A 26,516-nucleotide genomic window follows, 5' to 3' on the forward strand; every position below is an offset into this window, starting at 1 on the left:
AGCGAACGGCCCGCCCCGGGGAAACCCGGGACGGGCCGCTCGCGTATCCGGTCGACTCTCAGACCGACTCGGGGATCTCGCGCGGGAGCCAGGCCGCGGTCTCCCAGCCGCCCTCAGGGCGCGGCTGCGCCCGCAGCTGGCCGCCGACCGCGTCCACGCGTTCGCCCAGACCGACCAGGCCCATGCCGGCACCCGACTGCGCGAGCGGACCGGACGCCCGGCCCTTCGGCGGGCGGCCGTTGTCGCGCACCGACACCTCCAGGCCCTTCCCGCCCGCCGCCGCGACCACCACGCGCACGCGCGAGGCCCCGCGGGCGTGCTTGCGCACGTTCGTCAACGCCTCCCGCACCACCCGGTGCGCCGTCGCCGCGATCTCCGGCGCCACCGCACCGGCCAGCTCCGGCGAGATGAAGCAGGTCGCGTCCGTGCCCTCCCGGCTGAACCGCTCCACGAGGTCCTCGATCTGCGACAGGTCCCCCAACGGGTCCACGCCGCCGCCCGAGTCCTCCTCGCGCAGCACCGTCACCATCCGCCGCATCGACGCCAGCGCCGCCAGGCCCGCGCCCTCGATGTCCGCGAACGCCTTCCGCGGATCGGTGTCCGTCACCTGCGCGGCCTGCGCGAGCACCACCATGCCCGTCACGTGGTGCGCCACGAAGTCGTGCATCTCCCGCGCCAGCTCCAGGCGCTCGGCCCGGCGCACCTCCTCCTGCGTTTCCCGGCGCAGCTTGTCCAGGCTCCGCAGGTACGCGCCGAAGCCGATCACCGTGGTCATCGCCATGGCGGTCAGCATCGTCCCGCCGATCGCGGCGCTCTGAAGGTCGTTGCTGTACAGGCGCGCCACACCGATCAGCATCACCGCCGTGCCGGTGGCGAACGCGACCCATCGACCGGGCGCGGCGTCCCAATGGCGGACCGCGAAGAGCATGAGCAGACCCAGCGCCAGCAACTCGGCCGTACCCACGCCCCGGATGCCCTGGTCGTAGATGAGATCGAGCAGCGTCGCCGCGAGGGACGCGGCCGCCGCGGCCGCGATCCAGCGCTTGCGGCCCGGGCGGTACCAGTAGTACACGAAGATGACGAACAGGGAGACCGCCGTCTCCACCCAGGCGATCCACGAGTGAACCGGCGGTTTCTGATTGTCGCCGTGGGAGAACATCTCGGCAAGCAGCGTCAGCAGCAGTAGGCCGATGATGCCGGCCTTGAGCAGGCGCATGGAGACCCGGTTGAAGCGGCTGCTCCAAGCCGACTGGGCGGACGTCGCGGTCATGCCCCCGACCGTATCCGCTGTGAACGGGCCCTCCGTCGAACGGCCGACCCGCGCCGCCCGAAACCCGTCCGCGAGCCGAAGCGGCGGGGTCCCGCCCGGGGCGACGCTGATGTCATGAACGGATTCCTGGACGCCACCACCGCCGTGAGCCTCGTGCTCCTGGCCGTGTTCCTCGTCGCCGGCATCGCCGCGCCCTTCCTCCCCGCCCAGCGAAAGGACCGCCGATGAGGCCGCCCATGCTCACCGCCCGTGCGCTCGTCAAGCGCTTCGGGACCGCCCCGGCCCTCGACGGGGTCGACTTCCACGCCGCGCCCGGCGAGTCGGTCGCCGTCACCGGGCCCAGCGGCTCCGGCAAGTCCACGCTCCTGCACTGCCTCGCCGGGATCATGCGCCCCGACGACGGCGAGGTCCGCCTCTTCGACGAACGCATCGACTCGCTCTCGGAGCGCCGCCGCAGTCATTTGCGGCGCACCCGCTTCGCGTTCCTCTTCCAGTTCGGGCAGCTCCTGCCCGAACTGCCCGCGGAGGAGAACGTCGCCCTGCCGCTCATGCTCGACGGGCGCTCGCGCCGCGACTCGCTCGAACCGGCGCGCGCCGAACTGCGTCGCCTCGGCCTCGAAGGCAAGGAGCAGCGCCGGCCGGGCGAACTCTCCGGCGGCGAGGCCCAGCGTGTCGCGCTCGCGCGCGCGCTCGTCGTGCGCCCCGCCGTGGTCTTCGCCGACGAACCGACCGGCGCGCTCGACCGCGCCACCGGCGACCAGGTCATGGGCGTCCTGCTCGACACGGTCGCCGAACTCGACGCCGCGCTCGTCGTCGTCACCCACGACCCCCGCATCGCCGCCCGCTGCACGCGCACCATCGAGATCAGGGACGGGCGCCTCAGCGGCGCCCCGCGTACCGGCGACGGCTTCGACGGCTTCGCCGGGACGGCCCCGGCCGGGCCCGCCCCGGATTCGGCGGGGCGCTTCGGCCACGAACCGGTCGCCGAGGTCTGGCGATGACCGAACTCGCCTGGCGCCTCACCCGCCTCGGCGGTCGCCGCGCCCTCCTCAGCACCGGCCTCACCGCCCTCGCGGTCGCCGTCGCGACGCTCCTCCTCCAGTTCGCCGTCGCCGGGAACTTCGCGTTCGCCGAACGCGCCGACCGCACCTCGTGGCGCGAGCCGGTCGCCGCCGAAACCGACGCGTCTGCGATCATCGCCACCGCCGCCGACCACTTCGGCGGCGCCACCGTCACGCGCGTCGACCTCGCCGCGCTCACCGACGACGCGCCCGTCCCGCCCGGCCTCGACGCGTTCCCCGCCCCCGGCGAGGTGTGGCTCTCGCCCGCCGCCGCCGACCTCCTCGACGGCGCGCCCGCCGCCGACTTCCTCGCCCGCTACGGCGACGCCCACGTGGCCGGAGAGCTCGGCGAAGCGGCCCTCGCCCACCCGAACGAACTCGTCGCCGTCGTCGGCCGCGACGACGACGACCCCGCGATGACCACCGACCGGTACAACGCCGACGCCGTCTCGCCGCGCGCCTTCGACGCCTACACGGGCGGCACCCCCGACACCGTGTACGGCTTCTACCAGATCCTCATGGCCCTCGCCGCCGTGCTCATGGCCGTGCCCGCCGCGGTCTTCGGTGCGGCCGCCGCCCGCCTCACCGTCTCGCGCCGCGACGAGCGCCTTGCCGCGCTGCGCCTCATCGGCGCCACGCCCGCGCAGGTCGTGCGGCTCACCCTCATCGAGACGACGCTTGCGGCCGCTGCCGGGTCCCTCGTCGGCACGGTCGCCTGGCTGCTCAGCACGCCGCTGTTCGCGCTCATACCCATCGACGGCGGCCGCTGGTACGTCGCCGACCTGTGGGCCGGGGCGCCCTGGACCGCCGCGGTCGCGGTCGCCGTGCCCGTCCTCGTCGCCGTCTCCGCGCTCATCGGCCTCCGCAGCGTCGTCATCAGTCCGCTGGGGGTCGCCCGGCGTGTGAAACCCAAGGGCCTCAAGACCATCCGCGTCGTCGTGTTCGCGGTTCTCGCGTTCGCGTTCATGGTCGGCTCGCAGGCGATGGGCGGCAGCATGGTCGCGGTCGCGGTGATGCTGGTCCTGTTCGGCGGCACGCTCGCCGCCGTCAACCTCGTCGGGCCGTGGATCGTCCAGCGGCTCGGCAAGGTCCTGGCGCGCACGGCGAGGACCCCGGCGCGGCTCCTGGCCGCTCGGCGCCTCGCCGAGGACCCCCGGTCGGCGTGGCGGGCCGTCTCGGGCGTCGCGATCGCCGGTTTCATCGCCGGGTCGGTCGCGATGTTCCCGATGGTCATCACCGACACCGACGTCCAGGAGACCGAGACGATCGCCGCGATGGTCCCCGCCGACGACGCGGAGGCCCTCGCCGCCGACCTGACCGCCGCGCTCGGCGCCGGCGCGGAGGTCGCCGTCGTGGAATCGAGCGGGTTCCTCACCGCCGACGACGGGGCCGCGGTGATCGAGGCGACCGCCGCGGGCGCCGACCTGGAGTCGGTGCGCTCGACCATGACCGCGGTCCTCCCCGGCGACCCGCCCGAACGCGAGATCGACTCCAGCATCATGTCGAACCGGCTCATCGGCTCCGTCCGCACCGGCGTCACCGTCGTCCTCGCCGTGGTCTTCGCCACCGCCGCCGTCTCGGCCGCGATCAGCGCGATCGGCTCGGTCCTCGACCGCCGCCAGACCTACCGGCTCCTGCACCTGGCCGGAACCCCGCAGCAGGTTCTCGACCGGGCCCGCAGGCAGGAGACGGTGCTGCCGCTCGCCTTCATCGGCGGCGCGTCGATCCTCACCGGCATGATCCTCACCTTCCCCGTCATCGGGGCGATGGGCTTCGACGCGAGCGGCCTGCTCATCCTCACCGCCACGGTCGCCCTCGGCGTCACCGCCGTCATCGCCGCGGGAAGCCTCTCCCGGCCCCTGCTGCGCTCGGCGATGCTGGACGTGAGCCCCCGACCCGACTGAACCGGGCGAGAAACCAGCCCAGCGCACACGATCAGGGGGCCGGACGACCGGCCCGACCACGCGGCGAACCCGCCTGGTTCTGGAGGCGCCGCATGGCCCGCGAGACCCTCATCAGGGGGCTCGACGACCGGCCCGGCGGACCCGTCTGGGGCACGGCACCTGCGGTGCCGTGCCCCAGACGGGTCGATGCGTTCACCACCCACCTCCGTGTCTCACCACCCACCGCCTCCCTCTGATCAGCCGCCCGCACCATCCCGCCGGGCCCGGGATTCCAACCGACCATCGATCCGTCGTGTCGTCCGCACCCGCCGTCGATCCGGACCCGAACAGGGCGATCAGCGCCGGCCGCTTCGCGCCGCATACGGTCCGGGGTCGTGTCACCGCTCGGTGTGGCGGTTCCTGCGCCGTCCCGGAAATCGCGCTACAACTGAAGGGTGTGATAGTTAGGGAGCCCTAACCACGCCTTCCGCGACGAGGCCGCCAGTCGGCTCGCAGGCTTCGCCGGACCGTACTGCGAGCCGCGCTTTTGAGGAGCCCCTATGGCGGAACGCCGAGGACGCAGGACCCCGAACATCAAGACGGCCGCCGTGGTGCGGACCGAGCGGGTCACCCCGCACATGATCCGCGTGGTCCTCGGCGGCGAGGGCCTGGCGGACTTCGAGTGCGGCGAGTTCACCGACCACTACCTGAAGCTCCAGTTCCCGGTCGAGGGCGTCGAGTACCCCGAGCCGTTCGACCTCGCCCGCATCCGCGAGGAACTCCCACCCGAGCAATGGCCGGTCAGCCGCACCTACACGGTGCGCCGCTGGGACCCCGCCGCGCGGGAGCTGTGGATCGACTTCGTCTACCACGGCGACGAGGGCGTCGCGGGCCCGTGGGCCGCGAACGCCCAGCCCGGGACGCTGCTCCGCTTCGCCGGACCCGGCGGCGGCTACGCCCCCGACTCCGGCGCCGACTCGCACCTGCTGATCGGCGACGAGAGCGCGGTCCCCGCGATCGCCTCGGCGGTCGAGCACCTGGCCCCCGGGGCCCGGGCGCGGGTGTTCATCGAGGTCGAGGACCCCGAGGAGGAGCAGCAGTTCAAGTCCGCGGGCGACGTGCTCGTGACCTGGATCCACCGCGGCGACGCCCCGGTCGGCGAGCGGCTGGTCGCGGCGGTGCGCGGCTTCGAGTTCCCCGAGGGCGCGGTGCAGGCCTTCGTGCACGGCGAGGCCGGCTTCGTGCGCGAGATCCGCCGGTACCTCAGGTTCGAGCGCGAGATCCCGCGCGAGCGGCTGTCCATCTCCGGGTACTGGCGGCTCGGCCACAACGAGGACGGCTGGCAGTCCTCCAAACGCGAATGGAACAAGGTCGACGAGGCCGACGAGGCCCGCGCCGAAGGCGCGTTAGCGAAACCGGTTCTGGTTCTTGCGGGGCGGTCGGACTGTACGGGTCCGGCCGCCCCGCGCTCCGCGGGGGAGCGGCTGCGGCGGGGACCGGGCGCGGGCGGCTTCCCGCGCGCGATCGTGGAATGGCGACGTTCGCGAAACCCCTCTGTCGCCGCCATCCCGCCGCAACCGGATGGCCTTCTTTTTTGATATCTACTAAACCCGGTACGCCAAGGCACGGCAACAAAACTTTCCAGCCTGTGGATAACTTCGCGAAGGATGCTTAGATTGCCTGCTCGCATAGGGCAGAGTTATCCACAGGGCCCTGGGTGCGCGGTATTGGCGGGCGTTGCGGATTGAGGGAGCCGCCCCGGTTCAGGCCCGGTTCCGCTTCTCGTAGTAGCGGCGGTACCAGGGCTCCCAGCCGTGCTGGGCGAACCACTGGTTCGCGGAGCCGGTCACCAGGAGCACCACCGAGCCGAGCGCCGGGATCACCGCGAAGGGCACCGTGACCAGTGCCAGGGCCTGGTTGCCGAGGAGGCCCGTGCCCACCGCGATCGACGCGCCGAGCGCGGTTTCCAGGACCGCCAGACCGATCTGCGCCCAGCGTTTCCCGGCGCCGATGCCCCAGGTCAGCACCCCGAGGATCACGGCGGCGCCGAGCATCGTCCACCCGGCGAGCTGCACCGCGAACGCGTCGTCGTGCAGCACCGCCACATCGGCGTCGGTGAAGAACTCCAGCAGCCGCGTCAGCCACGTCCCCAGCGACCCGACCGTGCTCAAGGTCGTACCGATGCCGAACAGGGTCACCACTTGCAGGAAGGCGATCGTCTGGGCGCCCTTGACGGGGCCGGGGGTCTCGTAGAGCGGCTCGGGCGCGTCGGCAGGGGTCATCGCGGGCTCCAACAAAGCAGGGAACCCCAGGTTAGGCCCGATCGGCCACCGGTGGGGAGCCGGAGCCCCACGGGCCGTTCACATCGGGGTCAGTCGACGGTCCCGGTCGACTCCTCGGTCGTCGGGGTCTCCGCGGGCACCGTGGCGGCGTTCCCGGTCTGCTTGACCCACTCGGGGTGCTGGGCGATCCACTCGCTCATCGTGTCCTCCTGGAGCGCCGTCCACAGCGCGTCGGCCGCGATCTGCTGCTCGCCCTCGGCGATGACCTCCGAGGAGCCGACGTCGGTCTCCTGGGACGTGGCCGGGACCCGGATCGAGGTGATGTCGCCGGGGTCGATGCCGCGCAGGTTGACGGCGAGGTCGGTGACCGTGAGGCCGTCCGGCAGGTCCAGGGTGAGCTTGGAGCCCAGGCCGTTGAGGACGTCGGTGAGCTTCGCCGGGTCCTTGTGGTACCCGTCGGCCTTCAGCTCGGTGATGAGCGCCTTGATGGCCTGCTGCTGCATGGCTTGGCGCCCGTAGTCGCCCCACAGGCCCTTCTCGTAGTCCTCGGGGTCGTCCCACGGGTAGCGCTGGCGGATGAGGTCGAGGGCCTCTTCCTTGCTGTAGTCGTTGCAGCCCTCGGGGAAGACGCGGTTGTCGCCGTGGATCGAGGTGATCTCGTGCCAGGGGCACAGCTCGACGGTCCCGACGAGGTCGACCAGGTCCATGAACCCCTCGAAGTCCACAGTGGCTCCCATGTGGAATTCGACGCCGGTGAGGTTGTAGATCGTCTGCACCACGTTGGCGCGCGTGACGTCCCAGTCGTCGGAGATCGAGGCGGCGTGGTTGAGCTTCTGCATGCAGGTGTTGTTGCCCCAGTCGGGGCCGCAGTCGGGGATCTCGACGTACAGGTCGCGGGGGAGCGACACCATCGAGACGTCGGTCAGGTCCTCGTTGATGTGCACCATGATCATGGTGTCCGAGCGGGTCGAGCCGCCCTGCTTGTCGACGCCGAGCACCAGGATGTTCAAGGGGCCGCTGATGTCCTCGACGTCCATGTCCGCCTGGGCGTCGCCGAGGATGTCCTCGTGCTCGATCGCGTTGTTCGCGGCGTTGAGGCCGTACTGGGTCACCGCCGCCGCGCCGCCGGCGACCACCAGGGTCACCCCGCCCGCGTACAACATCACATGTGCCCACCAGGGAGCGTTGCTCTTGCCAGCCATGCCTCTCCAAGGGTCAGGGGAGCATTATCCAATACCCCTCAGGTTCGCGCCGACCCCAGGGCCCGCCCGCGCTAGTCGGTGCCCCCCGCGGGCGTCGTGGCCTCCTCGCCGGTGGGCGTCTCGGTCGCCTCGGTCTCGCTCTTGACCCATCCGGGGTTCGCGGCGATCCACTGGTCGAGTGTGTCGTTCTTGAGCGCCTCCCACAGCGCGTCGGCGGCGGCCTGCTCCTCGCCCTCGTGAATGCGCACGATGTCGAGCGGATCGTCGTCCCATTGGATCCGCTCGGGCGTGGACGGCACCTGGATCGAGGTGATCGCGTCGGGGTCGAGGTCCCGCAGGTTCACCACCAGGTCGGTGATCGACAGCTCATTGGGTTTGTCGATGGTGAGCGAGCCGCCGAAGCCTTCGAGGATCTCGGTCAACTTGGCCGGATCCTTGTGGTAGCCGTCGGCCTTCAGCTCGGTGATCAGGGACCGGATCGCCTGCTGCTGCATGGCCTGGCGCCCGTAGTCGCCGCCGCGGCCCTCCGCCCAGTCAGAGTCCAGCTTCCAGCCGTAGCGCTGGCGGATGAGGTCGAGCGACTCGTCCTTGTCGTAGTAGGCGCACCCCTCGGGGAAGACGCGCTTCTCGCCGTGGATCGACTGTATCTCGTGCCAGGGACACAGCTCGATCTCGCCGACGAGGTCGACGAGGTCGAGGAATCCGTTGAAGTCGACCGTCGCGCCCAGATGGAAGTCGACCCCGGTGAGGTCGAAGATCGTCTCGACCACGTTGGGGCGCGTGACCTCCCAGTCGTCGGAGATCGACGCGGCGTGGTTGATCTTGAACTCGCAGGGGCTGTTCATGGTCGGCCCGCAGTCGGGGATCTCCACCCACAGGTCGCGCGGCAGCGAGATCATCGACGCCTCGGTGAGCTCCTCATTGACATGAACGATGATCATCGTGTCCGAGCGCGTCGTGGCACCCTGCTTGTCGACGCCGAGTACCAGGATGTTCAGCGGGCCCTCGAGGTTGTCGACGTCGACTTCGGCCTGGTGCTCGCCGAGAATGTCCTCCTCAGGCACGGCGCTGTTCGCCGCGTTGAGGCCGTACTGCGTGACCGCCGCGGTGCCGCCGGCGACGACCAGCGTCAAGCCGCCGGTGTACAACATCAGGTGCGCCCACCAGGGCGCGCCGCTCTTGCCGGCCATCGTGCTCCAAAGGGCTCGGGGGGAGAGTTCCCAGTACAGGACGCGGCGGGACGCGCCCGCGGTTGCCTCCCCCGCGGCGCCGTCAGCCGGTGGTCGAGCCGTCCTCGGCCGACTCGCTCGCGCCCTCGCTCGCCGAGGCGCCGTCCGTCGGCGCCTCCACGGTGCAGTCGGGGCTCGAATCGCCGCTGAGCCACTCGGGGTTCTCGCAGGCCCACTCGTTGAGCGAGTCGTCGGCGATCGCCGCCCACAGCGACTCGGCGTCGGTCTGCTCCTCGGTGCCCTCGTGGATGAGCACGTACGAGGTGCCGTTGAAATTGCCGGCGGAAGAAGGCGTGCCGATCGAGAGGATCTCGCCCGGGTCGACGTCGCGCATCTGCGTGATCATGTCGATGAGGTTGTACCCGCCCACGTCCAGGGTCAGGGCGTCGCCGAAGCTGTTGAGCAGCTCCACGGCCTTGGCCGGGTTGGTCGCGTACCCCTGCTCCTTGGCGCGCTCGAGGATCTTCTTGATGGCCTGCTGCTGCATCTTCTGGCGGCCGAAGTCGCCCCAGATGCCCTGCTCGACGTCCTCGGCGGAGTCCCAGCCGTAGCGCTGGCGCACCAGGTCGAGGGCGTCCTCCTTGTTGTACTCGGCGCAGCCCTCGGGGAAGACCTTGTCGGTATGGATGGACTTGATGTCGTGCCAGGGGCACAGCTCGATCGTGCCGAGCTCCTCGACCATGTCGAGGAAGCCCTCGAAGTTCGCGATGGCGCCGCCGTTGAACTTGACGCCGGTCAGGTTCGTGATCGTCTCGGCGGTGTTCTGGAACGACTCGCCCCAGTCCTCGGAGTACGCGAACGCCTCGGTCAGCTTCGTCTGCGACTCGGGGACCCCCGAGGGGATGTCGACGAGGAGGTCCCGCGGCAGCGAGATCATCGAGACCTGGGTGAGGTCCTCGTTGATGTGCACGATGATGTCGGCGTCGGTGCGGGCCACGCCGCCGGCGTCCACGCGCTCGTCGGTGCCGAGCACCAGGAAGTTCAACGGGCCCTCGATGTCGGCGCCCTCCTCGACCTCGACGCGCTGGTCGTCGAGGAGGTTCTCCTGGTTGACCGAGTCGTTGACCAGGTTCACGCCGACCTGCGCGGCGACCGCGCCGCCGCCCGCGATCACCATGACCATCGATCCGCTCACGACCATGGCCTTCGCCCACCACGGGGACGACGCCTTGGCGGCATGACTGATCGGGTCGCTCATTGCCTCTCCCGGAAACTCCAGTGGGGTGCGCGGGGCAGCCGGGGTGGGCTGGCTCGCTCTGGGGGGTACACGCGCAGTACGACTGGGGGGTTGCGCAGACCCGACGATAGTTCATATCCAGGGAGTGACCATCATCTGCACCGCATCGCCGACCGATCGGCGCGCGCAATGCGGATAAAAGGCTGAAATACAGTATGACGCTTGCCACTGCGAAGGCGAGCACGGCCGCCGACGCGACCTTCGCGGCGCTCCGGGGACGCTCGCCGACCACCCGGCCCGACTCCCCGTGCACCGCCACCATCCGCCGCCGCCCCCGGTGCGGGTACGACGCCAGCCACACCGGCAGCAGCACCAGCCGGTACCCGAGCCCGGCGTACGCCGTCTCGATCCGCGGCACGTGCTGCTCGTCCCCGCCCACCCGGGCCCGCACCTCGCGCTCCACCGCCGCCGCCATCCGCGCCTTCGCCAGCTCCAGGCCGACCTCCGGCTCCAGGTCGTAGCGCTGCACCCAGCAGCCCTCCAGCAGGCACGGCTCGAACGGCAGCGCCCCGCCCAGCCGCCAGTCCCGCATGAGCTCGCCCAGCGCCCGCGAGTCCAGGCGCACCGTGGCCGCGACAGCGACCCCGGTGAAGTCGCGGTCGACCGTTCCGGCCGCCGGGAACCAGCGGATCGCCCGCACCCGGCCGCCGCCGGCCGAGTTCCAGCGGTACTCGCCGCGGGCGGCGCGGAAGCGCGAGCGGGTGCGGGCCTCCCAGATCCAGTAGGGGACGAAGGCGGCGCGGAAGGACTCCGACTCGTCGACGCGGCGCAGCGCGCGGGGCGCGAACCACTGGCGGCGGGACCATTCGCGCAGGAGGCGGCGGGCGGTGGCGCGTTCGACGCGGAAGGGCACGAGGGCGTCGGGGGCGCAGAGTGCCTGGGGGGTGTCGTCGGCGTAGCGGAGGGTCGGCTTGGGGGCCAGGGCGGTCCAGTCGGGGTCGGCGAGGCGGCGGGGGGCGGGGCGGCCGTGGAGTTCGGTGCCGCAGTGCGCGCAGGCGAGGACGGTGGCACCGGGGGCGGGTGTGAGGGCGGCGCCGCAGGTGGCGCATGGACATGCGGGGACCAAAGTGCACCATCCTTCCATTTCGGGCGCTGCACCCACTCTAGGCGGCGGGCGGGCCGGGTGGAGGAAAACGGTTCGGGCCCATGCCTTCCGGTGACGCCGGGACGAAACGGCCACGACCTGCGCCACTGGATATATCGGCGCGGCGGTGGCAGGATAGAGCGCGTGACGCCACGGAGGGGGATCACGTCTGCGCGTGATTATGCCGATCAGTACCGGCGTCTGCGTGCGCTCATGCGGTCGGGGCAGGTCGCGGAGGCGGTCGCGGAGGCCACTTGGATCGTCTACAACACCGAGACGGCCCATCAGCGGGCCCAGGCGTGGCTGTTCATCCTCGAAGGCCAGATCAACCAGCGCATCATCGACAAGATCCCCGGGACCATCGACCAGGCCGGCACGGCGGTGACCCGCTGCCGGGACCCGCGCCTGGACGGGCGCTACCACGCGCTCGCGGCCTGGTACTACCACCACCACATCAAGTCGCTCGACTTCACGGCGCAGCGGCTGGTCCTGGCCTCGCGGGCGCTGCGGTCGATGACGGAGGCGAGCCAGGCGGCGGTGGACGCGTGGTACGACCTGGCGGTGGTGCTGTCCAACTGCGGCTACCAGCAGCAGGCGGCTGGGGCGCTCGACCAGTGCCACACGCTCGCGGAGCGGGCGGGGGTGAGCCGGTCCTCGGTGGAGGGCGTGGAGATCCGGGTGCGGGACGCGCTGCTGCGGTACTACACGGGTGATCCGCGGGCGTGCACGGGCCAGCTGCGCCAGGAGCTGCGGCGGGTGAAGTCGAGCCTGCACGACCTGGACACGCGGGAGCTGGAGTGGGTGCACTACGCGATCGCGCGGTTGAGCCTGCTGGGGTTCAGCGAGCAGTGGTCGGTGGAGCACCTGCTGCCGGAGGAGACGTCGTCGGTGGAGGCGTTGGACCTGCGGGCGATGGCGCGGGCGTCGCGGCTCATCGCGCAGGCGCGGGGCCTGGAGGCGCTGGAGGTGCTGGAGGCGCGGGACATCGGCGACGAGACGCTCGGGGTGATGGAGCCGCAGCACCTGAAGTCGCTGGCGCTGGTGGCGAAGGGCGACCATGCGGCGTCGATCCTCGCGGCCCATGCGACGACGTACGCGCTGTACAAGCAGATCAACGAGTTCCACACGATCTATCTGGCGTCGGCGGCGGCGCTGGTGGACCACGACCAGTTGCGTCGTGCGGCGGCGGGCTGGGCGGACCGGGCGAACACCGACGACCTGACGGGCCTGCCGAACCGGCGGCGCCTCGACGCGTTCCTGTCCGATGTGGAGGGGGACGGGATGATCGCGGTGCTCGACCTCGACGGGTTCAAGGCGGTCAACGACACGCACGGCCACCAGGCGGGGGACGCGATCCTCCAAAGGGTGGCGGCGCTGCTGTCGAGTGTGGTGCGTTCGGGGGACCTGTTGGCGCGCACGGGCGGCGACGAGTTCATCCTGGTGCTGCCGGGCGCCACGGAGTACGACGCGGACGCGGTCTCCGAGCGCATCCGGGTGGCGGTGGCGGCCGAGCAGTGGGAGTACTCGGTGCCGGGCACGCCGGTGGACGTGTCGATCGGGTGGGCGCGCCTGTCGGCCGGGGGGAACCCGGCGCAGACGCTATGGGCCGCCGACCAGGCGATGTATCAGATGAAACGTTCGAGGAAGCACCCCTGGATCGACGGCGGTTTAACGCCGCTCTCAGGGGCAGGGCTCGTAGGGCGCGTCGAGGTCGATGCCGGCGACCGCTCCGGCGAAGCCCTCCTCGCGGTAGCGCCGGCAGGCCTCGGCCCGCTCGCCGGGGTCGTCGGTGTAGTCGACGGCGAGGATGAGCTTCCCGGCCTCGCGCAGGGCCCTGACGTGGTCGAGGGTCTCGGCGCACCAGTCCTCCTCGCAGGCCTCGCCGGTGTCGAGGTAGTAGAGGTGCTCGACGCCGAGGCCGTCGATCGCGTCGGTGTAGCCGGGGTGCTCGCGCAGTTCCGGCGAGTTCTGCGGAAGGATCATGAGGTCCTCGCCCGCGTACTCGGCGGCGGCGACGACGAGTTCGGCCATCTTCGCGGCGAGGCTCTCGCGGGTCTCGCCGGGGACGAGCGCGAGGTCGATCTCCTCGTAGGCGTTCGGGACGTCGAGGTAGACGCCGTCGAACCCCGCGGCGGCGGCCTGGTCGAGGCGCGGGGCCATGACGAGGTCCCACCACTGCGGGTCCCAGTACGCGACGAAGTGCTCGTCGGGCCAGTCGCCCCACCGGTTGAGCACGAGCCCGGCGTCCTCGACCGCCTCGCTCTCGGGCCGGTAGTCCTCGATGGACCCCATCGAGAAGTACGCGAACACGCTCGTCCCCTCGGCCTGGAGCGCGCCGACCTCCTCGGCGCTCCAGTAGTCCTCGCCGCCGTCGCGCGCGAGGTCGACCACCGCGTAGTCGAAGGCCCCGGCCTCGGCGGCGTCGAACCCGCCTGCGGGGTAGCCGGTGAGCCAGTACAGCCACGTCGCCCCGTCCGGACCGTCCGCAGGGGCGCCGCCGCCGGTGGTGCAGGCGGCGAGGAGGAGCGGGAGGGCCGCGAGCGCGGCGGCGGGACGTCTCATGCGCCCGAGACTAAGGGGTGCCGACCGCTTCGGCGACGGCCTCCACCGCGAGGGCCCGGACCACGTCCACCGAGGCCTCGACCTCGCCGGTCGCGGCGGCCACGAACGCGTCCCCGTCCATGCGGGTGTGCACGGGGCTGATGGCCTTCGCGAGGCCGTCGTGGGCGCCCTGCGCGGTGAGCGCGCACGCGACCTTGTCGAGCCTGGCGTTGGTGACCACGACGCCGATGGTCGTGTTGCGCCCGAACGAGCCGCTCGCGAACCCCTCGGGCCGCAGCAGGCCCCGGTCGATCGGGCCGGGCTCGCCGAACGCGTTGACCGCCGCGAGGACGTGCACCTGGAGCCGCCCGGCCGTCACGGTCGCCGACCGCAGCCCCGAAGGGAGCGTGACCCCCCGCCACTGGCCGACCGTCGCGCCCCGCCCTGCGCCCACCGGCCCGTCCAGCGCCGGCTCGAACGGCGCCATCGCCGCGTCGCACGCCTCGTAGCCCTGCTCCGACTCGGGCGTGTTCCCCGAGCCGTCGAGGTCGTACAGGCCCAGGGTCGGCACGATCGGGACCAGGCCGCCCGGCGTCGGCACGCCCCGGCCGTGCTCGGCCAGCCAGCGCATGACCCCGTCGGCGGCGGCGAGCCCGAACGCGGACCCGCCGGTGAGCAGGACGGCGTCGATCCCGGCGTTCGCGCGCGTGGGGTCGAGCAGTTCGAACTCGCGGCTTGCGGGCGCGCCCCCGCGGACCTCGCCCGACGCGACCGTGGCCCGCTCGAAGACGAGCACCGTGCATCCGGTGTGCTCGCCGGTCCAGTGGCCGACGCGAACTCCCAAGTCCCGCATCCGGACAGACTACCGGCAGCGGTCGCCCCCGCGCCCCCGGAATTCCCGACCGAACGGTAGTTTAGTTGCTTGTGGACAGTGTCGCGCGATACATGTGACCCACGCGAAATCCCTGGATTTCCCGCCTCGAACGGTCTTAGCATTGAACACGAGGCCGGAAGAACGGCCGCGGCACGGCGAACCCGGACCGCGGCGGCGAACCGGCCCCGGGCGGCCCGCAGCGGCTGGCCCGGATCCCGCCGTCGACAAAGGCGTCATCGACGAGCGGTCCCCCTTCAGTACGAACATCCGGCACACCCTGCCGGGAAGGAATCATCATGAACGAGTTCGTAGGTGCTTACCTCGCAGTCGACGCCGCCAACACCGTCGCCACCTCGGCCCTGCCGAACGCGCCGGTCGTTGACGACGGGCGGGCCGACAAGCCGTATGTCTTCGGCGTCACCCGTCCCGAGAAGGTCCGTCTCTCGACCGCCGGCGTCCTGCGCCGCGTGGCCGACCGGGTCGAGGGCCGCGCCCTCGCCGGTCTCGCCCGCTAGGTCCGAGCCGAGCGCGCCCACAAGGCGCCGCACCGCACGACTGCACGACTCACCGCCGTCGCCAGACGGCCTCAGAACGCGACGCGCTGGCGCTCTCACCGAGAGCCCGGCGCGTTTCGCATTCCCGGGGAGCGGCGGGGCGGGCGCCGAACGGCGCCCGCCCCGCCGTCCGCTACTCCTCGGCGGCGCTTCTGCGGCGGCGGGTGAAGACGAACAGGAGGACGCCCGCGACGATGGCGGCCGCGGCGCCGACCAGGATCATCGTCATGGAGCCGCCGGTGGTGGGGAGCTGGCCGGAGCCGGAGGGGTCGACGCTGAAGACGGCGGTGTCGTTGGTCGGGTCGCCTTCGAGGCCGCCGGGGTAGCCGTCGTTGTCGAGCGCGACGATCTCAAGGGTCCCGTCGGCCTTCGCGACCGAGCCGGTGACCTTGACGGTCGCCGTCAGCGGCTTCGTCTCGTCGGCGGCGAGTTCGCCGATGAGGCACGCGAAGTCGAGCTTCGCGAGGTCGGCGGGGTCCTCGGCGGGCAGGTAGTCGTCCCAGTCGGCCTCGGCGAGGCAGTGCCAGTCCTCTCCGGCGACGTCGACGAGCGCCAGGCCCGTCGGCAGCGTCCCGAACAGGGCGTAGGAGCCGGGACCGTCGAAGAAGTCGTACGCGTCGGCCGGGCCGCCGTTGCCGGGGCTCAGCGTCACCTTCACTTCGGAGCCCTTGGCGCCCTTCGCTTTCGCGTCGGCGACGGTGAGGTCCCAGGGGTTGTCGGCGGTGCGGATGACGATCTCGCCGACCGTGGAGTCGGCGAACTCCGACTCCGGTTCGCTCACCGTCCGCAGGCCGAACAGGTCGCCCGAGGGGTCCCATTCGACGTCGCCGAACCGCGCTTCGAGCTCGGCGGCGTCGACCACATAGGCGCTGTAGTAGCAGACGCACACGTCGACCGGTCCCGGCGCGCGCTCGTTCACGTCGTAGTGGACCGGGACCGTGGGCGTGAACACCGTGCCCGGCGCGTCGGTGAAGTCGGTGACGACGCAGGTCGCGCCGGGCGAGTCGAAGTACCGGTCGACGCAGTTGTCGTAGTCGGCGCGGGCGGCGGCGCCCTTGCCGTCGCCGAACGGGTACTCCGGTTCGCTGAACGTCACGATGACCGCGGCCGCGTCCTCGGGGAAGGCGTGCTCCTGGAGGAACTCGGGCTGGACCTCCACGGTCGCACCCGGCTCGACGCCCTCGAAGACCGCGTCGCCGTGCAGGAACGGCCAGGCCGAGGACGGCTGGTCCTCGCCGGGGAGGACCTCGATGTCGCCTTCGACGACGTCGACCTCCTCGTCGTCGACGAAGATCGTGACGGCGTACGGGTACACGCCCGGCTCGGTGCCGGCCGCGGCGCTGTAGTCGAAGTCGAAGAACACGGCCGAGTCGGCCTTCTCCTCGGCGCAGTTCAGGGCGTTCGAGCCCGGGAAGTCCTCGCAGCGCTCGTCGAAGCCCTCGAACGCGAACGTCGACTCGTGCGCGTCGACGACCAGCGAGAAGGCGACGGTGTGCGCCCCCGGTTCGAGGTCGTCGCCGAAGAAGAGGCCGAAGGCGCCGTGGCGGGTGCCCTCGCCGGCCGTGACCGGCCCGGAGAAGTCGTAGTAGGAGTCGGTCGGGTCGGGCGCCTGGGCGGCGGCGGGCGCGGCGAACGCCGCCGCCCCCAGGGCCGCGGCCGCCGCCGCGGCGGCGAAGCGCGCGGGGGCGCGTCCGAATCGGGTCAGGGGTGTTGACATGGCTGGTCTCCTCGTGGGATCCGACCGTCCGGAGAGGACGGCCGTGCGTCGTGACATTTCCTAGACGCCTACCGAGGTGTACAGCAGTTGAACTTTTCTCGTAACCGTTCGGTAACGGTTTGCGAGGAGGTCTCCGGGGACGCGGAAGGCGCCCGGCCGATACCGGCCGGGCGCCCCCGTTTCGCTTGCGTCGCTTGGCGTTACGCCTTCCACCCCGGGATCGGGAAGGACTTCGTGTGCTCGCGGATCTCACCGGCGATGACGTCGAGCTCGGCGTCCTTGCCGTCCTTCGCGGCGGCCACGGCCCGGTCGATCCAGCCCGCGATGAGGTCCATGTCGCCCTCGGTCATGCCGCGGGTGGTCACCGAGGAGGTGCCGATGCGCAGGCCCGACGGGTCGAAGGGCTTGCGCTGGTCGAACGGGACGGAGTTGAAGTTCAACTCGATCCCGGCCGCGTCCAGGGCCTTCGCCGCGGGCTTGCCGGGAATGTCCTTGCTGGTGAGGTCCACCAGGATGAGGTGGTTGTCGGTGCCGCCGGAGACCAGGTCGAACCCGCGCGCGGTCAGGCCCGCGGCGAGCGCCTTCGCGTTCTTCACGATCTGCGCGGCGTACGCCTTGAAGGAGTCCTTCGCGGCCTCGCGCAGCGCCACGGCGATCGCGGCGGTCGTGTGGTTGTGCGGCCCGCCCTGGAGCCCGGGGAAGACGGCCTTGTCGATGGCCTTCGCGTGCTCCTCGTTGGTGAGGATCATCGCGCCGCGCGGGCCGCGGAGCGTCTTGTGGGTGGTGGTGGTGACCACGTCGGCGAGGCCGACCGGGGTCGGGTGCGCCCCACCGGCGACGAGCCCGGCGATGTGGGCGATGTCGGCCATGAGGACGGCGCCGACCTCGTCGGCGATGGCCTTGAAGCCGGCGAAGTCGACGGTGCGGGGGATCGCGGTGCCGCCGCAGATGATCATCTTCGGGCGTTCGGCGCGCGCGATCTCGGCGACCTCGTCGAGGTCGACGCGGCCGGTGTCGCGGCGGACCCCGTAGTGGACGGCGTCGAACCACTTGCCGGTCGCGGAGACCTTCGCGCCGTGGGTGAGGTGCCCGCCCGCGGGCAGGCCCATGCCCAGGACCTTGTCGCCGGGGGACAGGAACGCCATGTAGACGGCCAGGTTCGCCGGGGACCCGGAGTAGGGCTGGACGTTGGCGTGGTCGGCCCCGAACAGGGCCTTCGCGCGGTCGACGGCGAGCTGCTCGACCTGGTCGATGAGCTGCTGGCCCTCGTAGTAGCGCTTCCCGGCGTACCCCTCGGAGTACTTGTTGGTCAGGATGGACCCGGTGGCGTCCATGACCGCCTGGGAGACGTAGTTCTCGGACGCGATGAGGCGGATCTTCTCGGATTCGCGGCGTCCCTCGGCTTCGATGAGCCGTTCGATCTCGGGGTCGGCGGCCGCGAGTGACGCGGTGAGGGCCTCGTAGGCGTCGGACATGCAATGCTCCTCGCTGATCGGCATGATCTCGCACGGCGACCGGGCAGGTGGCCTTGATGTCCCGAGCATAGCGGGGCGAAGCGGGCCGGGGCCTCCGCGATTGCGGGATGTGAGACGCAGCCGCAGGTCGGGGCGACCGCCGGGGCGCTGAGCGGGCGGTCACTCGATCGGCCGTGCGAGACTCCATTGCGTACACGCAGTACGGTGCGACGTATGTCACCTAGATCCGCCGCGAAGACCGTCGGCGCCGGGTTCGCGGTCGCGGCGCTCGCCGCGCTCGCCCAGCTCGGGCTGGCCTACGGTTTCGGCCTCCTCTCCTGGGCCGAGGACGCCCCCGGCGCGACCGCCGCCGTCCTCGACTTCCGCCAGAACGCCAACCAGGCCTGGGTGGCCTGGTTCGCCGCCGCCTCGTGCGTGATCGGGGGCCTCGCCTCCGGCGCGATCGGCTCCCGCGCCTCCGCCGGCCTCGGTCCGGCCGCCAGGGCCACGGCCGTGCTCGCGGGCGCGGCGGGCGCGTTCATCGTCGGCCCGCTCGTGTCGCTCTCGGCGACCCAGGGCGCGGGCTTCGACGACTTCCCCACGAAACCGCTGGTCGCCGCCGGTCTCGGCGCGGCGGTCGGTTTCGCCCTCACGCTCATCGGCATGAGCTCCCGGTCGGTGGCCGTCAATGTGGGCGCCTCGGTCGCCTTGGTCTGGCTGCTCGCGGTCCTGTCGGTGTTCGTGGACGTCGGCGAGCGCGTCTCGCCGGTGCACGAACTCGCCGTGTGGGGCTCGTGGGCCGGGCCCGACACGATCCTGGGACGCCGCGGCTTCGCTATAGCCGTGCCGTTCGTGATCGGCTCGGCGCTCATCGGCGCGGTCGTCGCCGCGTTCGCGCGCCGGGGCCCCATCACGAGCTCGGGCTACCGGATCGCGGCCGCCTCGGGGATCGCCGGGCCCCTCATCGTGACCGTCGCGCACCTGGTCGCGGGCCCGTCCCGGGTCGACAACGCCGAATCCATGTCGGTGATCCTCGTCGGCCCGTACGCGGCGATCGCCGGGCTCCTCGGCTCGCTCATCGTGTGCGCTCTGCCGAAGTCCGGCGGGCAGCTCGACGACCGGTCGGCGCCGCCCGAGCCGGACCGCACCGGCCTGGTCGAATCGGTGTCGGGCTGGACCGTGCCCGAGCCGGTGTCGGCCTACGGCCCCGGCGACACCAAGGATCTGCCCGCCGACACCGTTCCCGCCCAAGCGAAGCGGCCCTCCCGGCGCGAGAAGCGCGCGGCGAAGCAGCAGGAGCAGGGCCAGGCGAAGGCCGCCAAGATCGAGCAGCAGAAGCGGGCGGAATGGGAGCCCCAGGAAGGCGACGACGAGCCGAACCCCGACGTCGACTGGGTCCAGGAGCTCAAGGCCGTCGACATGGACGAGCCCGAGCCCGAGGAGCAGCCCAAGCCCGCCCGCCGCGCCAAGAAGACCGCCACCCGGACCCGCCGCAAGCCCGCGAGCGAGTCCTAGCGGTACCGGTGTCCGGAAGGCGCGTGTGCGGGCCGCACTCGCGCGGAGGCGCCGTCACGCCCGTGCGGCCCTGACCGAACGGCGAAGCGGCCGGGCCATCTGGCCCGGCCGCTTCGCCGTGTGCAGTGTCGTAAAGGCGCCGCGGCGCCGTGCGCGGCCACCTCACACCTCCCATTCGTGGACGGGCCGCCCGTCGGCCGAGCGGGCCGCGTAGTCGAGGACCATGGCCCGCAGGGCGTCCCGCCGCTCCATCCGCTGCCGGTGCTCGGCGACCTGGACGCGCGCGACCTGCCAGGTCGCGCCGTTGACGCCGCGGCGGCAGCGCGCCTCGACGACCCCCAGGTACCGGTCGGCGTCCCTGCCGCCCACCCCCAGGGCCGCGAGGCCCTCGGCGGCGGCCGGGAGCAGCTCGTCGAGGACGAGCCGCCGGGCCGGGACGAGCCCGCGGCCGGGCCACACCTGGTCGGCGTGGATGCCGTGGCGCGCGGCCGCCCGGAAGTTCGCCGCCGCCTGCGCGAACTCCAGGCGAGCGCTCAACGGCTCGTCGGCGTTCGCGTAATGCGCGACCAGGCCGTAGAACAGCGCCATGTTCGCGCAGATGTCGACCGCGGTCGGACCGGCGGCGAGCACCCGGTTCTCCACGCGCACATGCGGTCTGCCGCCCTGCACGTCGTAGACCGGGCGGTTCCACCGGTAGACGGTGCCGTTGTGGTACCGCAGCTCGGTGAGGCCCGGGACCCCGCCGGCGGCCATGACCGCGGCCGGGTCCTCCTCGTCGCACAGCGGTAAAAGCGGCGCGAAGTGCCGGTAGTTCTCATCGAAGAGGTCCAGGACCGAGTCGACCCACCGCTCGCCGAACCACGCGCGCGGGCGCGCGCCCTCGGCCCGCTGGTTCGCCCGCCGCGTGTCGGTGCCCTGCTCGAACAGGATCACCCGCGTCTCGGCCCACAGCTGCCGCCCGAACAGGTACGGCGAGTTCGCGCCCGTGGCGACCTGCGCCCCGGCCACGGCCTGGGCGGCGTTCCAGTACCTCGCGAAGTCCTCGGGGGCGACCTGGAGGTGGAACTGGACGGAGGTGTTCGCCGACTCCGGCGCGATCGTCGGCGACGTGTAGTCCACCGACTCGGCGCCCTCGATGTCGATGCGCAGGTCCTCCCCGCGCTGGGACATGATCTCCTCGTTGAGGATGCGGTAGCGCTTGGCGCGCGAGAGGGCCTCCACGCCCATGTGGTCGGTGAACAGCGTCGGCATCGTCCCGATCGGGCAGATGTGGACGCCGGCCTTGTCGCCCGCCTCCCGCACCTCCGCGAGGATCGCCGCCAGGTCGCTCTCGTACCAGGAGATCCCGGCCCCGTCGAGCAGCCGCGGCGGCAGGTTCAGTTCGATGTTGAAGGCGCCCAGCTCGTGCTGGGCGCTGTAGAGCGCGTCCTCTTCCCCGTCGGTGCGGAGGTGTTCGAGGACGGCGTCGTTGGCGAAGGCCGGGTCGCCGCCGGGTTCGACGAGGTCGAGTTCGAGTTCGAGCCCGGTCATCGGACGGTCGCGGTCGAGCCGCGATTCGGTCAGCAGCTGCGCGAGGGCCGCTCGCCCCGACTGGAGTCTCGCGGAGTACGCGGGATGATCCCAGTGCTTCAAGGCAGCGCCGGTCACCTCGTCGCCCATGTTTCCTCCCCAGGAATCGATGGTCCATCAACTTTAGGACGGTAGGTCATGTGCTGGCTACCAAGGGAGTCGCAGTTTCGTCCCAAATGGCGCGGATCGCGCTCATATTAGGGACCGGCCGCGTCGGGCGGTGTCGGGATCTTGACACAACCTGGTTCCGGGCCGCCACTGTCCGTACACCGCCTGGTCACCGAACGGGTATCGCGCGTCACGCGCCGCTGCCGCGCGAGGGCGCCCGCGGTGGTGTATAGGATCGCCGGGTGACCGACCAGCGCCCTTCCCTGCGGCCCGCCGACTTCCTCGCCGCCATGCGCGGCGGCGGGATGCTCACACAGTTCGAGCAGCGCGGCGGCGCCGTGTTCGCTTACGCCGCTTGGCGGTCGGGCCTGACTCCCACGCACGTGACGCTGACCGGCTTCGTGCTCGGCCTCATCGCCTCGGCCGGAGTGCTCCTCTACCTCCCGGCCGCGCGCGACGGCGCGCCGTGGTGGCCGGTCGCCCTCGCCGCGCTCGTGCTGTGGCAGGTCGCGTACATGCTCGACTGCGCCGACGGCCAGCTCGCGCGGGCCACCGGCACCGGCTCGGACGCGGGCGCGCGCGTCGACATCCTGTGCGACATCGCCATCCAGGCCTCGGTCGTCTCGGTCGTCGTCGCCGTCACCCACGCCTACACGCCGGAGATCCCCGCCTGGTGCGGGGCCGCGTTCGCGGCCCTGTGGATGACGAACCTCGTCACCTCCGTCATGGCCAAAGAGGACTCCGGCGTCGCCGGGGCCTCCCTCGTCGCCTCCGACCGGCTCGCCGTGCGCCTGGTCAAACTCGTGCGCGACTACGCCTTCGTCATCACCGTGATCGCCCTCGCGCTCATCTGGCCCGAACTCATGGTCGTCGTCATGCTCGGCTTCGGCGCCGTCAACGCCCTCTTCCTGCTCGCGAGCATCGCCGCCAGCGCCCGCACCGCGCTCCGCCGCCCGGCCGCCTAGCCGCCGGCCAGGAGCTCCTCGTAGATCGCGATGAGCCGCTTGAGCGTCACGGCCGGGGCGAACACCGACTCGTAACGGGCCCTTGCGTTCGCGGCGAACGACGGGTCTTTCGCGACCGCCTCCAGGCCCCGCGCGAGCGCCGCGGGCTCCGGGTCGACCGCGACGCCCGCGGGGGCCGCGGTGCCGTCGCCGGCGATGAACGGCGCCCCGCCCATGCGGGTGGCGACCACCGCCCTGCCGCTCGCCAACGCCTCGATGCCCGTGGTCGGCAGGATGTCCTGCCACACCGAGGGGATCACCACCGCCGCCGAGGCGGCCAGGGCCGCGTCCCGCTCGGCCGGGTCCAGTTGCCCCAGGTAGACGATGTCGTCGCGTTCGGCCGCGGCCGTCTCCACGAGCGGGCGCAGCGGCCCGTCCCCGGCGACACGGAGCGTCGCGCCCGGCAGGTCGGCCAGGCGCCACGCCTCCAGCAGCAGGTCCACGCCCTTCTCGGGCACCAGGCGCGCTCCGAACAGGAAGCCCTCCCCGAGCGGCACCGGGCCCGGGTCGGCCACCGCGTTCGGCTTCACCCGGATGCGCCCAGGCTCGATCCCGATGCCCTCCAAGTACTCGGCCATCGCGTCGGTCAACGCGACGAACCGGTCGACGCTGCGCCACGTCCCCTGGTGCGCCCCCAGGGCCACGGCCATGACGGCGCTCTGCGCGCGCGAGCCGCGGTAGCAGGCGTGCGCGACCCCCGGCCCGTTCCAGCGACGCCCGTGGCAGTCGCGGCAGTCGTGCCCGTCCCTGAAGTAGAGCCCGTTCATGCAGTCGTGCCGGTAGTTGTGGATCGTCTGCACCACCTTCACCCCGTGCCGGTGCGCGGTGCGCACCACCGACGGCGACAGGAGCGGGTACGGGTTGTGCAGGTGCAGCAGGTCGGGGCGCTCGCGTTCCAGCAGCGCCGCCAGTTCCCGCTGCGTCCCGGCCGCGTGGACCGGCGAGGCGACCAGGGCCGCCTTCTCGTGCAGCGGCAGGGCGCCGATCTCGTCGGAGGAGCGCAGGAACCGCACCACCTCGACGCCCGCGTCCGCCAGGGCCCCGATCTCGTAGTCCACGATGACGTTCTCGCCCGAGGGCTGCGCCGAGGAGTACCGGTTGTGGGCGATGACGATCTTCACAGGGATTCCTCGTTCGTGCTCCAGGTGGCGGGAACGGCACCCGGCTCGGCCGAAGATACCGCAGCGGCAGAATAGGTGTAGGTTGTCGGGTACCGTGTCGGCGGGCCGCCCGGTACGGAGACGCAGCGCTGATCTCCGCCCGCGGACACTCACCTCCACCGTAAGCTGACGACCGCAGGGATGTGCAGTGGCTACGAGCCTGGAACGCCCGGCAAACCATCTCCACGGCAGTGGCGGTGCTCCGCAGCGTCCAGCCGGGAACTTCGGACGGACGGGGACGCGCGTGGCCGGAGCTCGCGAAGGCCGTGACCCCCAACTGGTCACCAACGGCGTCACCCGCTCCGCGTGGCGGCGTCTCGTCCGCGCCTCCAACTGGCACCGCTACTACCAGGGCGCACTCGTCGGCGGCGACCTCCTCGCCGCGATCCTCGGCAGCGTCATCGCCGTCAACCTCACCCCCACCCCCCACTCCGGCTTCAGCACCGACGACCAGCTGAACTTCTTCAACCTCACCGTCTGGCTGCTCCTGCCCGCCGCCTGGGTCCTCACCCTCTGGGGCACCGGCTCCTACGACCGCCGCTACTTCGGCATGGGCAACGAGGAGTTCAAGCGCGTCATCCGCGCCTCCATGTTCATGCTCGCCCTCGTCTCCTTCATGGCCCTCACCCTCAAGGCCGACGTCTCCCGTGCCGCCGTCGCCGTCATCCTCCTGGCCGCGGCCATCTTCGTGTGCGCCTCCCGCGGCGCCGCCCGCTACATCCTCCACCGCGCCCGGGCCGCCGGCCGCGGCGTCCAGCGCGTCCTCCTCATCGGCGCCTACCCCGAGGCCCTGGAGGTCTACCGGACCGTCCGCCGCGCCCCCGCCGCCGGACTCGTCCCGGTCGGCATCTACGTCACCGAGGGCGCCTCCTCGGTCCGCAACCTCGACACCCCCGTTCCCGTCTTCGCCGGGACCGACGTCGTCACCTGCGCCGAGCAGCTCGAAGCCGACACCCTCGCCGTCTGCGGCTCCGCCTCCGCCGACGCCGCCGACCTGCGCCGCCTCGCCTGGCAGCTCGAAGGCACCGGCCGCGACCTCGTCGTCGCCCCCCAGCTCACCGACATCGCCGGGCCTCGCGTCCACATCCGCCCCGTCGAGGGCCTCCCCCTCCTCCACGTCGAGGAGCCGAAGATCTCCGGCGTCGGCTGGCTCATCAAGAACATCCTCGACATCTCCTCCTCGGTGTTCGGCCTCATCCTGCTCTCCCCCCTCTTCCTCGCCGTCGCCATCGCCATCAAGGTCGACAGCCCCGGCCCGGTCTTCTTCCGCCAGAACCGCGTCGGCCGCGACGGCGAGACGTTCTCGTGCTGGAAGTTCCGCACCATGTACATCGACGCCGAGGAGCGCCAGGCCGCGCTCATGATGCACAACGAGACCGACGGCCTCCTGTTCAAGATGAAGGACGACCCCCGCATCACCAAGGTCGGCACCTGGCTGCGCCGCACCTCCATCGACGAGTTCCCGCAGCTCGTCAACGTCGTCCGCGGCGAGATGAGCCTCGTCGGCCCCCGCCCCCTCCCCGCCGAGAACGGCGACTTCCTCGGCGACGTGCGCCGCCGCCTCCTCGTGCGCCCCGGCATCACCGGCCTCTGGCAGGTCTCGGGCCGCTCCGACCTCTCCTGGGACGACGCCGTCCGCCTCGACCTCTACTACGTCGACAACTGGTCCCTCACGACCGACCTCCAGATCCTTTTCCGCACCGTCGCTGTAGTGTTGCGCCGAAAAGGTGCGTACTGAGCGGGCACGACGGCGTGCACTGAGCGAACACACAGCTTGCGTCCAGGTGAACGCCAGGCCAACCCTGATAATGTGGGAACTTGATGACTACTTACGGAACCGGCAGCCGCATCCTCGTCACCGGTGGCGCGGGCCTGGTGGGCAGCCACCTGGTCGACGCGCTCCTGGCGAAGGACTGCGCAGTGACCGCCGTCGACAACTTCTCCACGGGCTCCCGCGGCAACCTCGCCGACCACCCCCGCCTCACCGTCGTCGAGGCCGACGTCACCGAGGGCCTGCCCGTCGGCGACGCCCCCTTCGACGCGGTCCTGCACTTCGCGTGCCCCGCCAGCCCCGTCGACTTCGCGACCCTCCCGATCGAGATCCTCCGCGTCGACTCCGTCGGCACCTTCCACGCCCTCGACCGCGCCTTGGCGGACGGCGCCCGGTTCCTCATGGCCTCCACTTCGGAGGTGTACGGCGACCCGCTCGTGCACCCGCAGCCGGAGTCGTACTGGGGCAACGTGAACCCGATCGGCATCCGCTCGTGCTACGACGAGGCGAAGCGCTTCAGCGAGGCGGCCGTGGCGGCCTACCACCGGCACAAGGGCCTGGACGCGGCGATCGTGCGGATCTTCAACACGTACGGCCCGCGGATGCGCCACGACGACGGCCGCGTCATCCCCAGCTTCATCTCCCAGGCGCTCGCGGGCGAGCCGCTGACCGTTCACGGCGACGGCTCGCAGACCCGTTCGCTGTGCTACGTCGACGACCTGGTGCGCGGCCTGGTGCTGCTGCTGGAGTCGGGGGAGTACGGGCCGGTGAACCTCGGCACCGAGTACGAGCTGACGGTGCGGGAGATGGCCGAGACCATCCTGCGTCTGACCGGCTCCTCCTCGACGATCGAGTACGTGGACCGGCCCTCCGACGACCCCGAGCGGCGCCGCCCGGACCTGACCGCGGCCCGCGAGCTGCTCGGCTACGAGCCGCAGGTCCACTATGAGGCCGGTCTCAAGACCACCATCGACCACTTCGCGTCCGAGGGCCGCTGACCC

The 26,516-nt window shown here is 71.7% G+C and carries 22 protein-coding genes and 2 pseudogenes; 11 read left to right on the forward strand and 13 right to left on the reverse strand.

The features are described from left to right. Nucleotides 1-58: 58 nt before the first annotated feature. The gene (locus tag E9998_RS13375) at nucleotides 59-1,270 is read right to left on the reverse strand and encodes a sensor histidine kinase (protein ID WP_136530205.1); all 1,212 of its coding nucleotides are present in this window, start codon (nucleotides 1,268-1,270) and stop codon (nucleotides 59-61) included. A gap of 236 nt (nucleotides 1,271-1,506) precedes the next feature. Between E9998_RS13375 and E9998_RS13380 the strand changes: the two genes are divergently transcribed. The 3 genes and pseudogenes from E9998_RS13380 to E9998_RS13390 form a co-directional block, all read left to right on the forward strand. Next, nucleotides 1,507-2,271, forward strand: a complete 765-nt coding sequence (locus E9998_RS13380; protein WP_240037606.1) for an ABC transporter ATP-binding protein — start codon at nucleotides 1,507-1,509, stop codon at nucleotides 2,269-2,271. Next, entirely contained in the window at nucleotides 2,268-4,235 is a 1,968-nt protein-coding gene (locus E9998_RS13385) for an FtsX-like permease family protein (RefSeq protein WP_136530207.1), read from the forward strand. Before E9998_RS13380 ends, E9998_RS13385 begins: the two co-directional genes overlap by 4 nt. A 539-nt stretch (nucleotides 4,236-4,774) precedes the next feature. Beyond that, nucleotides 4,775-5,620, forward strand: a pseudogene (locus tag E9998_RS13390) (siderophore-interacting protein); the annotation flags it as partial. Between the two features lie 357 nt (nucleotides 5,621-5,977). Here E9998_RS13390 and E9998_RS13395 read toward each other — a convergent pair. The 4 genes from E9998_RS13395 to E9998_RS13410 all read right to left on the reverse strand — a co-directional run bounded on the left by E9998_RS13395 (nucleotide 5,978) and on the right by E9998_RS13410 (nucleotide 10,125). Continuing rightward, nucleotides 5,978-6,496: a hypothetical protein gene (locus tag E9998_RS13395; RefSeq protein WP_136530209.1), complete on the reverse strand. Its 519-nt coding sequence runs from the start codon at nucleotides 6,494-6,496 to the stop codon at nucleotides 5,978-5,980. 89 nt (nucleotides 6,497-6,585) lie between these two features. Beyond that, a complete protein-coding gene (locus tag E9998_RS13400) occupies nucleotides 6,586-7,698 on the reverse strand; it encodes an LCP family protein (protein WP_136530210.1) in 1,113 nt (370 codons plus the stop codon). 71 nt (nucleotides 7,699-7,769) lie between these two features. Continuing rightward, complete coding sequence (locus tag E9998_RS13405) at nucleotides 7,770-8,888, reverse strand: LCP family protein (RefSeq protein ID WP_136530211.1); 1,119 nt, start codon at nucleotides 8,886-8,888, stop codon at nucleotides 7,770-7,772. A gap of 82 nt (nucleotides 8,889-8,970) precedes the next feature. Next, complete coding sequence (locus E9998_RS13410; protein WP_136530212.1) at nucleotides 8,971-10,125, reverse strand: LCP family protein; 1,155 nt, start codon at nucleotides 10,123-10,125, stop codon at nucleotides 8,971-8,973. 194 nt (nucleotides 10,126-10,319) lie between these two features. Between E9998_RS13410 and E9998_RS13415 the strand changes: the two genes are divergently transcribed. Both E9998_RS13415 and E9998_RS13420 read left to right on the forward strand, forming a co-directional pair. Then, on the forward strand, nucleotides 10,320-10,625 hold the full coding sequence (locus E9998_RS13415) for a hypothetical protein (RefSeq protein WP_158299800.1): 306 nt from the start codon (nucleotides 10,320-10,322) through the stop codon (nucleotides 10,623-10,625). 69 nt (nucleotides 10,626-10,694) lie between these two features. Further along, nucleotides 10,695-10,889 carry a hypothetical protein gene (locus tag E9998_RS13420; protein WP_136530214.1) on the forward strand — a complete coding sequence of 65 codons (195 nt, stop codon included), beginning with the start codon at nucleotides 10,695-10,697 and terminating at the stop codon, nucleotides 10,887-10,889. Between the two features lie 799 nt (nucleotides 10,890-11,688). On the opposite strand, the gene E9998_RS26770 is transcribed toward E9998_RS13420, so the two are convergent. Beyond that, complete coding sequence (locus E9998_RS26770) at nucleotides 11,689-11,823, reverse strand: hypothetical protein (RefSeq protein ID WP_275669513.1); 135 nt, start codon at nucleotides 11,821-11,823, stop codon at nucleotides 11,689-11,691. Nucleotides 11,824-12,054: 231 nt separating this feature from the next. Next, nucleotides 12,055-12,363: a hypothetical protein gene (locus tag E9998_RS26305; RefSeq protein ID WP_136530215.1), complete on the reverse strand. Its 309-nt coding sequence runs from the start codon at nucleotides 12,361-12,363 to the stop codon at nucleotides 12,055-12,057. On the opposite strand from E9998_RS26305, the pseudogene E9998_RS27075 reads away from it, so the two are divergent. Beyond that, nucleotides 12,257-12,835, forward strand: a pseudogene (locus E9998_RS27075) (GGDEF domain-containing protein); the annotation flags it as partial. The gene E9998_RS26305 and the pseudogene E9998_RS27075 sit on opposite strands and share 107 nt — an antisense overlap. Nucleotides 12,836-12,928: 93 nt before the next feature. Here the strand turns inward: E9998_RS27075 and E9998_RS13435 are convergent. Then, on the reverse strand, nucleotides 12,929-13,810 hold the full coding sequence (locus tag E9998_RS13435; RefSeq protein WP_136530216.1) for a glycoside hydrolase family 191 protein: 882 nt from the start codon (nucleotides 13,808-13,810) through the stop codon (nucleotides 12,929-12,931). A 10-nt stretch (nucleotides 13,811-13,820) separates the two neighbouring features. Next, complete coding sequence (locus tag E9998_RS13440; protein WP_136530217.1) at nucleotides 13,821-14,642, reverse strand: P1 family peptidase; 822 nt, start codon at nucleotides 14,640-14,642, stop codon at nucleotides 13,821-13,823. Nucleotides 14,643-14,959: 317 nt separating this feature from the next. Here E9998_RS13440 and E9998_RS13445 point away from each other — a divergent pair, with 317 nt between their 5' ends. After that, on the forward strand, nucleotides 14,960-15,178 hold the full coding sequence (locus tag E9998_RS13445; RefSeq protein ID WP_136530218.1) for a hypothetical protein: 219 nt from the start codon (nucleotides 14,960-14,962) through the stop codon (nucleotides 15,176-15,178). Between the two features lie 172 nt (nucleotides 15,179-15,350). On the opposite strand, the gene E9998_RS13450 is transcribed toward E9998_RS13445, so the two are convergent. Both E9998_RS13450 and E9998_RS13455 read right to left on the reverse strand, forming a co-directional pair. Next, on the reverse strand, nucleotides 15,351-16,934 hold the full coding sequence (locus tag E9998_RS13450) for an LPXTG cell wall anchor domain-containing protein (protein ID WP_136530219.1): 1,584 nt from the start codon (nucleotides 16,932-16,934) through the stop codon (nucleotides 15,351-15,353). Between the two features lie 200 nt (nucleotides 16,935-17,134). Further along, complete coding sequence (locus E9998_RS13455) at nucleotides 17,135-18,409, reverse strand: serine hydroxymethyltransferase (protein ID WP_204745430.1); 1,275 nt, start codon at nucleotides 18,407-18,409, stop codon at nucleotides 17,135-17,137. 213 nt (nucleotides 18,410-18,622) lie between these two features. Between E9998_RS13455 and E9998_RS13460 the strand changes: the two genes are divergently transcribed. Continuing rightward, nucleotides 18,623-19,903 (forward strand): DMT family transporter, encoded by a 1,281-nt coding sequence (locus E9998_RS13460; protein ID WP_136530221.1) that lies wholly within the window; start codon nucleotides 18,623-18,625, stop codon nucleotides 19,901-19,903. Between the two features lie 162 nt (nucleotides 19,904-20,065). On the opposite strand, the gene E9998_RS13465 is transcribed toward E9998_RS13460, so the two are convergent. After that, complete coding sequence (locus tag E9998_RS13465; RefSeq protein ID WP_136530222.1) at nucleotides 20,066-21,562, reverse strand: glutamate-cysteine ligase family protein; 1,497 nt, start codon at nucleotides 21,560-21,562, stop codon at nucleotides 20,066-20,068. A gap of 308 nt (nucleotides 21,563-21,870) precedes the next feature. Here E9998_RS13465 and E9998_RS13470 point away from each other — a divergent pair, with 308 nt between their 5' ends. Beyond that, the gene (locus E9998_RS13470; protein WP_136530324.1) at nucleotides 21,871-22,545 is read left to right on the forward strand and encodes a CDP-alcohol phosphatidyltransferase family protein; all 675 of its coding nucleotides are present in this window, start codon (nucleotides 21,871-21,873) and stop codon (nucleotides 22,543-22,545) included. Here E9998_RS13470 and E9998_RS13475 read toward each other — a convergent pair. Then, nucleotides 22,542-23,705 carry a glycosyltransferase family 4 protein gene (locus E9998_RS13475; RefSeq protein WP_136530223.1) on the reverse strand — a complete coding sequence of 388 codons (1,164 nt, stop codon included), beginning with the start codon at nucleotides 23,703-23,705 and terminating at the stop codon, nucleotides 22,542-22,544. The two genes, E9998_RS13470 and E9998_RS13475, sit on opposite strands and share 4 nt — an antisense overlap. A gap of 283 nt (nucleotides 23,706-23,988) precedes the next feature. On the opposite strand from E9998_RS13475, the gene E9998_RS13480 reads away from it, so the two are divergent. After that, nucleotides 23,989-25,482: a sugar transferase gene (locus E9998_RS13480; protein WP_136530224.1), complete on the forward strand. Its 1,494-nt coding sequence runs from the start codon at nucleotides 23,989-23,991 to the stop codon at nucleotides 25,480-25,482. Nucleotides 25,483-25,565: 83 nt separating this feature from the next. Continuing rightward, nucleotides 25,566-26,513, forward strand: a complete 948-nt coding sequence (locus tag E9998_RS13485; RefSeq protein WP_136530225.1) for an NAD-dependent epimerase/dehydratase family protein — start codon at nucleotides 25,566-25,568, stop codon at nucleotides 26,511-26,513. Nucleotides 26,514-26,516 lie beyond the last annotated feature (3 nt).

It is taken from the genome of Glycomyces paridis, assembly GCF_004912155.1.
GTDB lineage: Bacteria > Actinomycetota > Actinomycetes > Mycobacteriales > Micromonosporaceae > Glycomyces > Glycomyces paridis.